Raw genomic sequence first — 14809 nt, forward strand, 5'->3', positions numbered from 1 at the left:
TAGACTTTGTCAGGCTTGTGGAACAAGACACGTACTGAATAGTCAGGTTTCAGAGTGTTCCGGAAAATGTATTCGCAACTCGTTCGTCGAATACAGACAAAGTGGGAAGGCCCTGTTTTTATCGAAACGTCACAGCAACCAGCTGACACTCCGTTCGGCACGAAATTGCATCCAAGGTTTGCGTTTCAAACTGTCCGACATTCCTTCGGAGTGGACACAAGAAGAAGCCTCCGAGGTATTGCCTTTTTGAATTCTTCGGGAGGAGAAGACCTCTTGGGGGCACCCTTCAGGCGTTTCTTGTTCCAGCGCATCGGATCTTGCGTAGCGTTATAAGCGCGAAGAGTTTGTATTGGCGGAGGCGGACATGGACGTTGACAAGGAGAGAAATTAATATATGCATAGGCTATGCAATTAATAGACGCCAACAAGCTGGGTGCCCTCGGCACTTTGATCCGCGACCGGACAGATGCGGCGCTGGGACCATTGTCGCCAAGTGCTGCGGCCGTTCTGTCGATGCTTCACTTCAAGCCTGGGTTGACGACGAGTGAAATCGCAACGGTCGTCGGCGTCAGTCAACCGACTGCCGTCAGGTTGATAGACGGGCTGGAACGACAGGCGTTGATCAAGCGCGGCGAGCAGGTAGGGCGCGTCACCCCGCTCAGCCTGACAAAGGCCGGTCGCGATGAGGCCGAAGCGTTGCAGCGGCGCCGGCTGGCCGCTTTGGACGGTTTGCTTGGCGCCTTGCCCAAGAAAGACCGGAACCGGTTCGTTTTCCTGCTGGACAGGGTTCTTGAAGAGGCAACGACATCGCGATCCTTTGCCAGAACAACTTGCCGGCTGTGCGAGCATAACCTGTGCAGCGCCGATGTTTGCCCGATTGGCTGCAAGGCAAGCGAAATCGAGAAAGCGCAGGAGCGGCTATGAGCACGTCAGAAGGAAGCACCTCACCTTTCATCGATCCGGATGCATGGGTTGCGCCTGACGCAACGGTTGCGGGCGATGTCAGAATCTGTGCGGGCAGCAGGATCATGAATGGTGCCCGGCTGGTGGCGGAAGGCGGCAGCACAATCCGTATCGGCCGAAACTGTATCGTGCTCGAAAACGCCGTGATCCGCGCAACGTCCCGTCACGATTGCAAAATCGGAGATCATTGTCTGATCGGCCCGAACACTCATGTTGTCGGCGCGGAAATCGAGGATGAAGTCTTCATCGCAACCGGAGCTGCCGTTTTCCATGGCGCGCAGGTGGGGCACGGGTCGGAGGTTCGCGTCAACGGCACGGTTCACCTTCGCACGCGGCTGGAACCCGGATCGACCGTTCCGATCGGATGGGTCGCTGTCGGTGACCCGGCCCGGATCCTTTCGGCAGACCAGCATGAAGCCATCTGGACAATCCAGAAGCCGCTCGACTTTCCGGGGTTTGTCTATGGCGTCGACAGAAACGCTCCCGACGTGATGAAAACCATCACCCAACGGCTTTCGGAAAGCCTGGGGGAACGCCAGGTAACCGCGGCCGGTGCACCAACCGTGCCGGGCCTTTGAGCCCAGGAATTACCGACGGGTAAGCCACGACCGGACCGCGCCTGAGTTAACGGCGCGAGCCCGGTGTGCCCGTTGCAGTCCGCTTATTGAAACGTCTTCAGGTAGGCGATGACGTTCTCAATTTCCTCGTCCTTGCGCAGCCCGGCGAAGGACATCTTTGTCTTGGGGACGACTTCCTTTGGCTTGTGCAGATAGGCCGTCAGGGTTTCTTCGTCCCAGACCAGTCCGCCGTCAGCCTTTTCGGTCATGCTGGCGGAATATTTATAGCCTTCGACCTGGCCTGCAGGCGCGCCGACAATCCCGTTGAGCGCCGGGCCAACCTTGTTCTTGGCGCCGTCGCCGACAGCATGGCAGGCCTGGCATTTCTTGAAGATCTTTTCGCCTGCAGCAGCGTCGCCGTCAGCCCAGGCAGGAGCCGCTGCGAAGAGACCCGCAAGCGTGACAAGGCAGGTGAGTGTCTTTCTCATGATGTTTCCTTTCCTGTTGCCGGCACATTGCCGACGATACGGCCGGCGGACGGCCGCGGTGGGTTTTCGTGGTGGCCGGGCAAACCTAGTTTGCCCGGCCTGACCGGTCCGTCCCCAGGCCTCATTGTCGGACGGACGAGGTCATGGTGAGGGTGCGAGGCCAGAAAGCCGGTGATCGCCTTTCACATCCTTGACATCCGTCAAGCGAGCCTCCGGCTATTCGGCGGCAACGGGCTGTCTTGCCAGCTGGCATTGCGACCAAAGCGAATGAAGCGCGCAGACCAGTCGGTCGACATCCCCGGATGTGTGAACCGGCGACGGGGTAATCCGAAGCCTCTCGGTGCCCTTTGGAACGGTCGGGTAGTTGATCGGCTGGATGTAGATGCCGAACTCCTCCAGGAGCGTGTCCGACAGGAATTTGCACTTGGCCGGATTGCCGACGATCACCGGTATGATGTGGCTGGGATTGTCAACATGTGGAATACCGAGCGTATCGAGACGCCGCCGAACCTTGGCGACGATGGCCTTGTGGGCATCCCGTTCCACCGAACTTTCCTTCAGATGTCTGATAGACGCCGTTGCGGCCGCTGCGATGGCGGGGGGAAGGGCTGTGGTGAAGATGAAGCCGCTGGCAAAACTGCGCACGAAATCGCAAAGTTCGACAGACGCTGCGATATATCCTCCGACGACGCCGAAGGCCTTGCCAAGGGTGCCTTCGATGACGGTCAGGCGGTCCATCACGCCTTCCTGCTCTGCGATACCGCCACCGCGCGGCCCATAAAGGCCGACGGCATGGACCTCGTCCAGGTAGGTCATGGCGCCAAATCGGTCGGCAAGATCGCAGATCTGCGAAATCGGCGCGATATCCCCATCCATGGAGTAGACGCTTTCAAAAGCGATCAGTTTCGGCTTTGCCGGGTCGGCAGCCCGCAATTTGGCTTCCAGGTCTTCCAGGTCGTTGTGTTTCCAGATCACCTTTTCGGCGCGCGAGTGGCGTATTCCCTCGATCATCGAGGCGTGGTTCAGGCTGTCGGAAAAAACGATGCAGTCGGGGATCTGCGAGGCGAGCGTACCGAGCGCCGCCCAGTTGGAGACGTAACCGGATGTAAACACCAGGGCGGCTTCCTTGCCATGCAGATCGGCGAGTTCGGCTTCCAGCAGCACGTGATCGTGTGTCGTGCCGGAAATGTTTCTGGTTCCGCCAGCCCCGGCTCCGCATCGGTCGACCGCCTCGTGCAGGGCTGCCAGAACCTTAGGGTGCTGCCCCATGCCGAGGTAATCGTTCGAGCACCAGATGGCGACATCTTTGGTGCTCTCTCCGCTGGTCCACTTCGCTTCCGGAAAATTGCCGCGTTTACGCTGAAGGTCGATGAAGACGCGGTAGTTTCCATCATGCTTCAGGTCTGCAAGACGGCTTTTGAAAAAGGCTTGATAGTCCATGACGTCCCCGCTTTCTCAAGTGTCCGGTAGACGCTAGTTGCGGGGCGGGGCAGGCTGAATGACAATAGTCAAGAAAGGCAAGAATCCGTCGATGGTCCGCGCTTGCTATTGTGCAAAGTCACTAGGTCGGGCTAGACGTTCTTCCATATCACTTGCCCAGGACCTTCATCGATGCCAACCGACCGCCAGCGGAAAATTGCCCAGAACTCCCTGCTTTTGAAAAGCTTCCCGCAGGAGATCCGAGACATGGTGCTCGGCATGTCGAGCTGGCGGACATATGACCGCGGTGAGACGTTGTTCCTGCATGGTGAGACAGCCCAGGCAATCCACATCGTGATGGACGGCTGGGTCAAGCTTTACCGGATCGCGCCCAACGGAGGCGAAGCGGTCGTGAATGTCTTTGCCAAGGGCGAAAGCTTCGGTGAAGCGGTCGCGTTCCGCGGGCTTGCCTATCCGGTTTCGGCGGAAGCGGTAACCGCCTGCGAAGTGATGCGCATACCCAGCACGGCCATCCTGGAAGCCATGCGCAAGGACCCGGACATTGCCGTGTCGGTTGTGGCATCGACCTTCATTCACCTGCATTCCCTTGTTTCGCAGCTGGAACAGTTGAAGGCGCAAACCGGACCGCAAAGGGTTGCCGAGTTCTTGCTGGAGTTGTGCGAGCAGGAAAGCGGTAGCTGCGAGGTAACCCTGCCTTACGACAAGTTCCTGATCGCCGGCCGTCTCGGCATGAAGCCGGAAAGCCTGTCGCGGTCTTTTGCGCGGTTGAAATCTGCGGGGGTCCGCATCAATCGAAATCATGCGGAAATCAAGGATATCGAGCGGCTTCGGGCCTTCTCCGAAGAAGATCCGGTGGATGCCTGGACCAAGGGGTGACCATGATGAAACTGGACATTGCCTTGACGGCCATCGACACCGCGAACGCTGCCGACCCCAACCAGGAAGACGGCAAGCCTGCGGCTCTTCTATATGGGCAACGGATGAGCGAAGAGCTGGAACGGCTCTACCCGGAGGCGACCGATCCGTTGAAGGTCGCGGCCAGGGGCCAGCACATCGAGCGCTGGATCACGCCGCGCCAGTCCTACCCGGAAGGCAAGGCCGGCTATCATGCCTGGCGCCGGGATCAGGCCCGTCATCACGCGGACCGGGTCGGTGAAATCATGGCCAGCGCGGGCTATTCACCAGAGGAGATCGAGGCGGCGGCGAAGATGCTGCGCAAGGAAGGCCTCAAGCGGGACGCGGACGTGCAGGCGCTGGAAAACGTGATCTGTTTTGTGTTCCTGAAATGGTATTTCGCGCCATTTGCCGCCAAACACGAGGACAGCAAGGTGCTCGATATCGTGCAGAAAACGGCACGGAAGATGTCGGAGGAGGGACGGGCCCGGGTGCTTGCCGAATTCGATCTTCCGAAGCAGCTTGCCGAAGCGTTCAGGGACTGAGCCCCGGTGCCACGTAAAGCACCAGCAACAGCAGGCAAAAGAACCCTATCACCCAGCTGAAGCCTGACAGCCAGGCAGGCGCCTGCCACAACCCGAGATATCGGGACAGGATGATCCGTGCCTTGATGAAGGCCAGCAGCAACAGCATTCCGCCGAACAGAGCCGGACTGAAATGACCCGTTCCGCCTGTAGTCACCAGAACGGTAGCGGCCGACAGGCCCAATAGCGCAATCCACGCAAGCGTGACGGAGGGAAGGGTCATCGTTCGCTATCCCAGGACATAGATCACCGGAAACAGCAGAACCCAGATGAGATCCACCATATGCCAGAAGGCGGTGCCTGTTTCGATGGTACGTGGTTCGTCTTTCCAGGCAACCAGACCCAGCACAACGATACCGGCAAGCACATGAGCCGCGTGAAACCCGGTGAGCAGGTAGTAGAAGGTGAAGAAGGGATGGGTCTCCGTGGAGATCCCTTGCTCTATCTTGACCGCATATTCCTGTATCTTGATGGCGAGGAACAAGCCGCCGAGAGCCATGGCACCTGTCAGGTGCAAACGCGCCGCGGTGCGTTTCATTGCAAGCCGAAGCTCCAGGCTTCTTGCCGCCAGAAAACCACTGGTGATCAGAACGATCGTATTGATGCCCGCAAGCGCCGGGTCGAGATGAGCTCTTGCGGCAGCAAATCCTGCCGGATCGGATATTCGCACGCCCATGAAGGCGGCAAGACCGGCACCGAACACCAGCAATTCACTGACGATGAGCACCCACATCATCAGTTCCCCGGGCAACTCGTCGAGGATGCCGGCGTCGCCGTCTTGATCCGGCTTCGGTGACGGAGCGTGCATCAGCGGCTCTAGCCTCCGACAATCTGGCGGTAGATCTGCGGCAAGGCCTGTGTCAGCCGATCGGGATGCGGGATAACGGCAAAGCCGCCTTGACCAAACAGCCGCGGAAACCAGGACTTGGCCGACTTGTCGATGGTGACGCCAAAGACGGACTGGCCTGCCCGCCGGGCTTCCCGAACTGCCATCCTGGTGTCTTCGATGCCGTGCCGCCCCTCGTAGTGATCGAGATCGTTCGGCTTGCCGTCCGTGATCACCAGAAGAAGCTTTCGCTTGCGCGACTGCGCTGCCAGGTCGGCGGATACATGACGAATGGCGGCGCCCAGACGGGTGTAGAAGCCGGGACGCAGCGTTCCGATCCTCTGTTCAACAAGGGCACTCATCGGTTCATGGAATCCCTTGCAGGACTGCAGGTACACCCGCTGCCGTTTCAGGGATGAAAAGGCAGTGATGGCGAAATCATCGCCGCAGGCGTTCAGACCCCAGGCCAAAGCTGTCAGGGCCTCCCTTTCGATATCGATCACGGCGCGTCCGGTGACGGCGCTCTCGGTCGAGCGGGAAACGTCGAGCAGTATGTAAACCGCAAGATCACGCGCTTCCGGACGGGTTTGCAGCCAGATTCGTTCCGAGCCGGTGCCGCCTGCAATCCGTTCGGCTTCGGAGCGCACGGCTGCATCAAGATCCAGTCCGTCTCCTTCCAGGTGGCCACGTGTCGTCACCCGGCCCGGGCGGAGGGCCTCGAACTGCTTCTTCACCGAGCGGATGCGCCGTTTGGTCCGCTGGTCGATGCCGGCAGATCCCTTTTCAGGATCCGCTTCCGCGGTGCTGGTCAGAACGCAGACGTGGTCTGCCAGATAGCGGCCGCTGCGCGTGTCCCATTCCGGGTAGAGATGCCGTCCGGACAGTCTTTCGCGGTCCACATCCTCCGGGGCGAGATCAAGATGCAGCTTCAGACGGGTTGCCGGTGCCTTGGAGATTTGCCCAAGGCCGATCTCGTCCTGATCGTCTGCCGCTTTCTTGGCGCTGTCGTGGTCGTCGTCATCGACACGCCGATTGAGATTGAGAAACTCCGCCCAGCTCAATATGGCTTCAAACTTGTGGAGGATCAGACTGTCCTTGCGTTCCGCCTGATCTGCCTTGCGTCTGCGGGCGCGCACGGTCTTGCCGGTCGCTTCCTCGGGTGGGCCGTCTGTCTCGCGGCTGTCGACTTCGTCTCCCGCTGAAAACACGACCTCTCTGAGATCCGGCCAAAGCGGCACAGGCCGGAAAGGGCGGTATCCGCGCGGGGCAGTTATTTCCGCGAACGAATTCCGGTCAACCCGCTCCTGAAGTTCCAGGACATCGCGGGGAGGAAGCGCGGGGTCTCCCAACATTTGACGCACAAGCCTGTCGACCCTTGCTTCCTTGTCCGGCAGCGGGGCCTGTGGTCTTGCTGCCAGCACCTGCTGGCAGAGTGCGCTATAAAGATCCCGCAAGCCGGGAGCGTGTTCGAGCGTGTCTCGAACCATCGCGGAAATCACCCTGAGCGCTTGCAGGTCGGCGCGGAGCGGGTCCGTTTCGGCGATATGGGTTGGTGCATGGGCCGCAAGGGCCGTCAGCCAGACATAGAGGGCTGCATTTGCCTCCCGCAGCGGGAACACCGCAAGACTGGCCGGCAATCTCAGGATTTCGCCGTCGAAGCTGGTCCGTGTCACGGTTTCCGCTTCCGTGCCGAGCCGCCTCAGAAATCCGAGGCGATGGCGGGACACCTCCTGGGCGACCGGACGGAGCTCGACACTGTGAGCTCCGCCCAGTCCCCGGAAAAGGACAGCAAGCCGCCCGCCGACCTCATCGAGGCCGACCGCGGCTCCATGATGCACCTCGGGTGCACCCAGGCGGCTTGCAAACGCGTGCCACAGTTTCCCGACAGTTTCCTCGGGTTCCCATGGCTCGATGTCGATCTTGCCCATCGGTCTGGCCTCACCCAAACACGGCCGTGACAAGATCAAGGAGCCCGCGTTTCACGTCTTCATCGTCGGTGAGCGGTTCGATCATTGCAGCTTCGATCGCCCGTCCGACAGGCATGCCCTGGGCAATCAGCGTTGCCGCATAGACGACCAGACGGGTCGACACGCCTTCTTCGAGATCCTGGCCTTTCAGTGCCCTGAGTTTCCCGGCCAGACGTACCAGCGAGGCGGTCCGGTCGTGATCAAGGCCGCTTTCCTCGCAAACCACTTCGGTTTCCAGATCCGCCGGCGGGAAATCGAATTCAAGCGACAGGAACCGCTGGCGGGTGGATGGTTTCAGGGTCTTCAGGATGTTCTGGTAACCGGGGTTGTAGGATGCAACGAGCATGAAGCCGGGTGAGGCTATCAGCTCTTCTCCGGTTCTGTCGATCGGCAGGGTCCTGCGATCATCCGTGAGGGGATGAAGGACGACCGTCACATCCTTGCGCGCTTCCACAACCTCGTCGAGATAGCAGATTGCGCCTTCCCTGACGGCTCGTGTCAGCGGTCCGTCCACCCAGACGGTCTCGCCGCCCTTGAGAAGATACCGGCCGATCAGGTCGGCGGCGGCAAGGTCGTCATGACAGGCGACCGTGTAAAGCTTGCGGCCGAGCCTTGCCGCCATATGGGCGACGAACCGGGTCTTGCCGCAGCCGGTCGGCCCTTTCAGCAGAACCGGAAGGCCGTTCCGGTGCGCGGCTTCGAAGACATCGCATTCGTCGCCTTGCGAGAGGTAGAAGGGGGCAGATGCCGCCCCCTTTTCCATGGAGACTGTAGCGTCCATATCCATCACTCCGCGGGGGCGCCGGCTGCTTCACCGGGCTGGATGACTTCGCGGCGTGGCATTGCAACTGCGTAGATGAACAGGATGGCGCCGAGGACGAAGGCAGCACCGGCCCCAAAGCGCATCCAGTAGAACACGGCCAGCTGGTCCTGAACGTCCATGTAGTATTCGCCCATGACACGCTGCAGGTGGGTTTGCACCGTTCCGGCGAACGTCAGCACGAAGGTCATGAAGGACATGCCACCGGCCATCAGCCAGAAGGACGCCATGTTGAGCACCTGGTTGTAGGGATCCCGGCCGCGCAGAAGCGGCATGGCGTAGGTGATGATCGCCAGGTTCAGGGAAACGTAGGCACCGAAGAAGGCCAGGTGTCCGTGGGCAGCGGTGATCTGCGTGCCGTGGGTGTAGTAGTTCACGCCATGCAGGGTGTGCAGGAAGCCCCAGACACCGGCACCGAAGAAGGCGAGCGTTGCGCAACCGAGCGACCACAGCAGCGCGGCCTTGTTGGGGTGGTCCCGCCGGCCTTTCCACACCATCACGAAGGCAAAGGCCATCATGGCGAAGAAGGGGATCACCTCCAGCGAGGAGAAGATCGAGCCGATCCACTGCCAGTATCCGGGTGTCCCGATCCAGTAGTAATGGTGGCCGGTGCCCAGGATGCCGGAGAACAGTGCGGCGGCAACGATGACATAGAGCCATTTCTCGATGACTTCGCGGTCGACGCCGGTCAGCTTGAGCATCAGGTAGGCGAGGACCGAGGCCATGATCAATTCCCAGACACCTTCGACCCACAGGTGCACGACGTTCCACCAGTACTGCTTGTCGAGCGAGAGGTTGCTTGGATTGTAGAAGCTGAACAGGAACAGGAGCGCCAGGCCCCACAGGCCCAGAAGCAGGATGTTGGTGATCGCGGTTTTCTTGCCCTTCAGCACTGTCATGGTGATGTTGAACAGGAAGATGAGGGCGGCAACAACGATGCCCACCTTGACCCATTTGGGCTGTTCGATGAACTCGCGGCCTTCCTTGCCCAGCAGCCAGTTGCCTTCAAACAGGTTGAAGACATAGGTGAGAACCACACCCAATGTGCCGACCACCAGAATGATAAGCTGCAGATAGGCCAGCTTGGTGGAATGGATTTCCCGTTCCGCTTCTTCCGGGATCAGGAAGTAGGCGGAGCCCATGAAGCCGAGCAGCAGCCAGACGATCAGGCTGTTTGTGTGCAGCATCCGCACGATGTTGAAGGGAAGCAGCTCCGACAGAAAGTTCGGCGCCACATAGATGTAGCCGGCGAGCAACCCGCCCAGAACCTGGACGGCGAACAGGCCGAGCGCCACGGCGAAATACGCCAGCGCAACCTTTTGAGATTGGTATTTCATCTTGGGTTTCCTCAGCGTTCAAAATCAGCCGGCGTCGTTCGGCGGCCAGTCCTGGGCGTCGATCTTGTCTGTCCAGATCAGGAAGTTCGAGAGATCGCGGATCTCTTCGTCCGTCAGGTGGAACTGCGGCATCTGTCGGCGGCCTTCGATGCCGGAAGGCTGGGATTCCATCCAGCCCTTGAGGGTCTCGAATGCCAGGTCAGGATCGTCCAGCACCCCCCAACGGGTCATCACGTTGCCGACTTCGGGGGCGAAATACGCACCCTCGCCGAGGATCGTGTGACAGTTGATGCAGGCCTTGTCCTCCCAGACCCGTTTGCCTGCTGCAACGCTTTCGGTCAGCGTTTCCGCATTCGTCGATGTGCTGGTGATGTAAAGGTGGCTGTGCGCCGACAGCCCCACAAAGATGATGATGAAAAAAAGCGACCCGCCATAGAATATGTTTCGGGCCATGCTTTTGGTCATGACTTCGCGCATAGCGCGCTCCTTTCCCCGGAGTTGATCCTGCCGGGAGGGTGCCAGCGCGCAGCCGCATTTCCTTAACCAAAGTCAAGTGGACCGGAAAGCGGTGCCGAAGACAGTGAAATTCATTGCAATGGGATCGACGCGTTCACCGATGGTGCCGTGAAGTGCATGCTCCCCTGCGACAATTGTGTCGTTTTGCAGGCGGTGAACTCGTAATTGTATAAATAAAAACAAACGCCTAGGAAACTCGTGTCTTGCCGGTTTTCCCGCCGGACATGACTGAACAAACCTGCCTGAAAATTTCAAGTTAACGAAAGTCAAGGAAGCAGACCCTGCCAGCGCGCACCGTCCGATTGCCTCACCAGTCGAACGGAGACTAATCATGATCTCGACACGAGCCATTCGGAGAAATGCGCTGCTGATGAGTGTGGCTTTCACACTCGGATTGTCGGCAGTTGGCGTTTCTGCCCAGGATAAGCCGGCGGACCACGGCAGTGGTCCTTCAGCTGCCTATGAGCCTAGCATGTCAACTCTCGGCCAGCTGAAGGTCGAGATTCCGGGGCGCAAGGAAGGCGATCCCGTGATGACGCCTGAAGAATATCAGAATGCAAACCAGATCTATTTCGAACGCTGCGCCGGTTGCCACGGCGTGCTGCGCAAGGGTGCGACCGGCAAGCCGCTGACCACGGATATCACCCGGGAAAACGGCTACGAATATCTGCGCGACTTCATCACCTACGGATCGCCCGCCGGCATGCCGAACTGGGGGACCTCGGGTGAATTGACCGAGGAACAGGTCGACATGATGGCGCGCTATATCCTGCTGGAACCGGCGTCACCGCCAGAGTTCGGCATGGACGAAATGCGCAAGAGCTGGAAGGTGCTGGTTGCACCGGAAGACCGCCCGAAAGAGAAGTTGAACGATATCGACATCGACAACCTCTTCTCGGTCACCCTGCGCGACAGTGGCCAGGTCGCCCTTATCGACGGTGAAACCTATGCCATCCATGCAGTGATCAACACCGGTTACGCGGTTCACATTTCGCGTATTTCCGCCTCCGGCCGCTATCTTTACGTGATCGGGCGCGATGCGCTTGTGAACATGATCGACCTTTGGATGGAAGAACCGGCAACAGTGGCGCAGATCAAGGTCGGCACCGAAGCCCGCTCCATCGAAACATCGAAGATGAAGGGTTGGGAAGACAAGTATGCGATCGCCGGCTCCTACTGGCCGCCGCAATATGTGATCATGGACGGCGACACGCTGGAGCCGCTCAAGATCAAGTCGACCCGTGGCATGGTCTACGACGACCAGACCTATCATCCCGAGCCGCGCGTCGCCTCCATCGTGGCATCGCACTACAATCCGGAATTCATCGTCAACGTGAAGGAAACCGGCAAGATCCTGCTGGTCGACTACTCGGACATCAAGAACCTGAAGACAACCGAGATCGAAGCCGAACGCTTCCTGCATGATGGCGGGTTCGACAGCACCAAGCGTTACTTCCTCGTGGCTGCCAATGCCCGCGGCAAGGTCGCGGTCGTCGACACCAAGGAAGGCAAGCTGACTGCCTTGCTTGAAACGGGTGGTCAGACACCTCATCCGGGGCGTGGTGCCAACCTGATCCACCCGACCTACGGTCCTGTCTGGGTCACTTCGCACCTGGGCGATGAAACCGTTGCCCTGATCGGGACGGATCCGGAAGGCCATCCGGACAATGCCTGGAAGGTCGTGCAGACCCTCTATGGTCTCGGCGGGGGCTCGCTCTTCGTCAAGTCCCATCCGAAGTCGAACCATCTCTACGTGGATGCACCCTTGAACCCGGACGCGGAAGTCTCGGGCGCGATCGCAGTGTTCAACGTCGACGACCTGACCCAGGAAGAACCTGAATACAAGGTTCTGCCGATTGTCGAATGGGCGGATGTCGGCGAGGGCCAGCCGCGTGTCGTTCAGGGCGAATTCGACCAGGCAGGTGAGGAAATCTGGTTCTCCGTCTGGAACGCCAAGGACAAGGAAAGCGCGATCGTCGTCGTTGACGACAAGACGCTCGAGCTGAAGCACGTCATCAAGGACGAACGGCTGATCACTCCGACCGGCAAGTTCAACGTCTTCAACACGCGCGCCGACGTCTACTGACGTCCCGCCGGGAGAGGCGGAATTCCGCCTCTCCCGTTTCTTTCTTCCATGCCGCCTGCAGGAGCAAACGATGAAACAGCCAGGGAAGGTCTATCTGATCGGTGCGGGACCCGGAGACCCGGAGCTTCTGACGCTCAAGGCCCTGCGAATGCTCCAGGAAGCGGATGCGGTCGTTTTCGATCGTCTGGTTTCACCTGAAATCCTGTCGTTGGCTCCGTCCGGTGCCCTGCAGGTGCCTGTTGGAAAATCGCCCGACAATCATCCCGTTCCTCAGGAGAGGATCAACGAGATCCTTGAAGAACTGGCGCTGGAAGGCTTGACCGTTGCCCGCCTGAAAGGCGGCGATCCGCTGATCTTCGGTCGCGGTTCGGAAGAAGCCGAACATCTTTTGTCACGCGGCATCGCGGTCGAATATGCGCCCGGCATTACCGCTGCCCAGGGGGCTGCCTGCGTAACAGGTGTGCCGCTCACCCATCGTGGTCTGGCAACCGGCGTCCGCTATGTGACCGGACACCGGCAGGCAAACGGCGTTCTCGACCTCGATTGGAAAAGTCTTGCCTGCGAGGACACCACGCTGGTCGTCTACATGGGCGTTGCCAACATCGGGCAGATTGCCCTGCGCCTGATCGCCGAAGGACTGAGCGGGACAACCCCTGTACTTGCCATCGCCAACGCGACGACACCGCGTGAAACCAGGCTTTATTCGGAACTCGACAGGATCGCGATCGATATCCGCGACGCCAGGTTCAAGGCGCCGGTGCTGTTTGTTGTCGGCAAGGTCGTGACCCTGAGTGCCGAATGGCCGGCAGCCACCCTGGACGCCATGCTCAGTGCCGTGGACAGCGGCACAGCCGGAAGGCTGGTCCATGCTTAAGACGCTGCTCACCATTGCCTTCTGTCTTCTGGCCATCACAAGCCTCGCGCTTGCCGAGGAACAGGAAACGCCTGCGGCATTGGTCAACCTGGTGCGACAGGACTGCGGCTCGTGTCACGGCATGACGCTGAAAGGCGGCCTTGGACCGGACATCCGGCCGGATGCACTTGGCCATTACGACATCGACACCCTGTCCACGGTGGTTCTGGACGGCATCCCGAAAACGGCAATGCCTCCCTGGCGTCCGATCCTGAGCGAGGCCGACGCGAGGAAAATTGCCGAATATCTTTTGAAGGGAGACACGAAATGAAGTGGCTATGTGGAGCCGTTCTGGCAGCCATGTTGACCGGCACTGTCCAGGCGCAGTCGGTCGTTGCCACCGGCGATCTCGGTCTTGTGGTTGAACGGGCGAGCGGGTCTCTGTTGCTGGTCGATCAGTCCGACCGTGCCTCCCTGGCACGGATAGAAGGGCTTGGCGACCTTTCCCATGCAAGCCTGGTCTATTCACCGGACGAACGTTTCGCCTATGTCTTCGGCCGCGATGGCGGCCTTTCCAAGGTCGATCTTGTCGAGAAACGGATAGCCAAGCGGGTGATTCAATCCGGAAACGCCATCGGCGGGGCCATCTCGGACGACGGCTCACTGGTCGCGGTTTCCAACTATGAGCCTGGCGGTGTGCGTATCTTCGACGCTCAGACGCTGGAGATGGTTGCAGATATTCCGACCGGGTCGAAGACAATCGGTCTTGTCGATGCGCCCGGCAAACGCTTTGTCTTCACTTTGTGGGATGCAGGCGAAACCTGGATCGCGGACCTCAATTCGGAGGAACCGAAGATCACCAGGATTACCGGCATGGGCACCAACCCCTATGATGCTCTGATCACCGGTGACGGCCGTCTCTACATCACAGGCCTGTTTGGCGAAGACGGATTGACCGCGCTCGACCTGTGGCAGGAAAATCCCGAACCAATTCGCGTTTTGCCCGGATATGGCCGCGGGGAAGCGGAGCTACCGGTCTACAAGATGCCCCATCTGGAAGGTTGGGCACGCGCGGGCCAGGAGTTTGTCCTGCCTGCCGTCGGGCACCACGAGGTTCTGTGGGTCGATGGTGAAACGCTCGCCGAAACCGGACGCACCAGTACCCATGGTCAACCGGTCTTTGCCATGGCGAGACCCGATGGCCGCCAGGTCTGGGTAAACTTCGCACATCCGCTCAATGACACCATCCAGGTGATCGATACGGTCACAAAGCGGGTCGTTCACGAATTCAAACCCGGCCCTGCCGTACTGCACATGGAATTCACGCCACGCGGTAACGAGGTCTGGGTTTCCGTGCGCGATGCCGGCAAGGTCATGATTTACAACACCCGGACCTTCGAGAAGACAGGCGAAATCGACGCCGAAAGCCCATCCGGCATCTTCTTTACAGTCCGGGCACACAGGACGGGGTTGTGAGC

The 14809-nt window shown here is 59.7% G+C and carries 16 protein-coding genes; 8 read left to right on the forward strand and 8 right to left on the reverse strand.

The genetic code is table 11. The annotated features are described in order from the left end of the window. Positions 1-405 precede the first annotated feature (405 nt). Positions 406-924, forward strand: a complete 519-nt coding sequence (locus FIU93_RS28840; RefSeq protein WP_152507805.1) for a MarR family transcriptional regulator — start codon at positions 406-408, stop codon at positions 922-924. Then, positions 921-1541 carry a gamma carbonic anhydrase family protein gene (locus FIU93_RS28845; RefSeq protein WP_152507806.1) on the forward strand — a complete coding sequence of 207 codons (621 nt, stop codon included), beginning with the start codon at positions 921-923 and terminating at the stop codon, positions 1539-1541. Before FIU93_RS28840 ends, FIU93_RS28845 begins: the two co-directional genes overlap by 4 nt. A gap of 83 nt (positions 1542-1624) precedes the next feature. On the opposite strand, the gene FIU93_RS28850 is transcribed toward FIU93_RS28845, so the two are convergent. Both FIU93_RS28850 and hemA read right to left on the reverse strand, forming a co-directional pair. Further along, positions 1625-2008: a cytochrome c family protein gene (locus FIU93_RS28850; RefSeq protein ID WP_023001486.1), complete on the reverse strand. Its 384-nt coding sequence runs from the start codon at positions 2006-2008 to the stop codon at positions 1625-1627. A gap of 216 nt (positions 2009-2224) precedes the next feature. Further along, entirely contained in the window at positions 2225-3448 is a 1224-nt protein-coding gene (gene hemA, locus FIU93_RS28855) for a 5-aminolevulinate synthase (protein ID WP_152507807.1), read from the reverse strand. Between the two features lie 171 nt (positions 3449-3619). On the opposite strand from hemA, the gene FIU93_RS28860 reads away from it, so the two are divergent. Both FIU93_RS28860 and FIU93_RS28865 read left to right on the forward strand, forming a co-directional pair. After that, positions 3620-4324: a Crp/Fnr family transcriptional regulator gene (locus FIU93_RS28860; protein ID WP_023001484.1), complete on the forward strand. Its 705-nt coding sequence runs from the start codon at positions 3620-3622 to the stop codon at positions 4322-4324. A 5-nt stretch (positions 4325-4329) separates the two neighbouring features. Continuing rightward, positions 4330-4887 (forward strand): DUF4202 domain-containing protein, encoded by a 558-nt coding sequence (locus FIU93_RS28865; RefSeq protein WP_152507995.1) that lies wholly within the window; start codon positions 4330-4332, stop codon positions 4885-4887. Here FIU93_RS28865 and FIU93_RS28870 read toward each other — a convergent pair. Genes FIU93_RS28870 through FIU93_RS28895 form a run of 6 tightly spaced genes read right to left on the reverse strand, consistent with a single transcriptional unit; the run spans position 4877 to position 10353 of the window. Then, entirely contained in the window at positions 4877-5149 is a 273-nt protein-coding gene (locus FIU93_RS28870; protein WP_152507808.1) for a nitric oxide reductase F protein, read from the reverse strand. The genes FIU93_RS28865 and FIU93_RS28870 overlap by 11 nt on opposite strands. A gap of 6 nt (positions 5150-5155) precedes the next feature. Next, a complete protein-coding gene (locus FIU93_RS28875) occupies positions 5156-5734 on the reverse strand; it encodes a cytochrome c oxidase subunit 3 family protein (protein ID WP_075281801.1) in 579 nt (192 codons plus the stop codon). A gap of 8 nt (positions 5735-5742) precedes the next feature. Beyond that, entirely contained in the window at positions 5743-7680 is a 1938-nt protein-coding gene (locus tag FIU93_RS28880) for a VWA domain-containing protein (protein ID WP_152507809.1), read from the reverse strand. Between the two features lie 10 nt (positions 7681-7690). After that, positions 7691-8506, reverse strand: coding sequence for a CbbQ/NirQ/NorQ/GpvN family protein (locus FIU93_RS28885; protein ID WP_152507810.1), 816 nt, complete (start codon positions 8504-8506; stop codon positions 7691-7693). After that, a complete protein-coding gene (locus tag FIU93_RS28890; protein ID WP_075281799.1) occupies positions 8506-9876 on the reverse strand; it encodes a cbb3-type cytochrome c oxidase subunit I in 1371 nt (456 codons plus the stop codon). The genes FIU93_RS28885 and FIU93_RS28890 overlap by 1 nt, the downstream gene beginning before the upstream one ends. Before the next feature lie 24 nt (positions 9877-9900). After that, positions 9901-10353: a cytochrome c gene (locus FIU93_RS28895; protein WP_023001477.1), complete on the reverse strand. Its 453-nt coding sequence runs from the start codon at positions 10351-10353 to the stop codon at positions 9901-9903. Positions 10354-10723: 370 nt separating this feature from the next. Here FIU93_RS28895 and FIU93_RS28900 point away from each other — a divergent pair, with 370 nt between their 5' ends. The 4 genes from FIU93_RS28900 (at position 10724) to FIU93_RS28915 (ending at position 14807) form a co-directional block, all read left to right on the forward strand. Further along, a complete protein-coding gene (locus FIU93_RS28900) occupies positions 10724-12478 on the forward strand; it encodes a nitrite reductase (RefSeq protein ID WP_228933060.1) in 1755 nt (584 codons plus the stop codon). 70 nt (positions 12479-12548) lie between these two features. Next, positions 12549-13352 carry a uroporphyrinogen-III C-methyltransferase gene (gene cobA, locus FIU93_RS28905; protein WP_152507811.1) on the forward strand — a complete coding sequence of 268 codons (804 nt, stop codon included), beginning with the start codon at positions 12549-12551 and terminating at the stop codon, positions 13350-13352. Then, a complete protein-coding gene (locus tag FIU93_RS28910; protein WP_023001474.1) occupies positions 13345-13662 on the forward strand; it encodes a cytochrome c in 318 nt (105 codons plus the stop codon). The genes cobA and FIU93_RS28910 overlap by 8 nt, the downstream gene beginning before the upstream one ends. After that, positions 13659-14807, forward strand: a complete 1149-nt coding sequence (locus FIU93_RS28915) for a cytochrome D1 domain-containing protein (RefSeq protein WP_152507812.1) — start codon at positions 13659-13661, stop codon at positions 14805-14807. Before FIU93_RS28910 ends, FIU93_RS28915 begins: the two co-directional genes overlap by 4 nt. Positions 14808-14809: the final 2 nt, after the last annotated feature.

Source organism: Labrenzia sp. THAF35 (assembly GCF_009363595.1).
GTDB classification, from domain to species: domain Bacteria; phylum Pseudomonadota; class Alphaproteobacteria; order Rhizobiales; family Stappiaceae; genus Roseibium; species Roseibium algicola.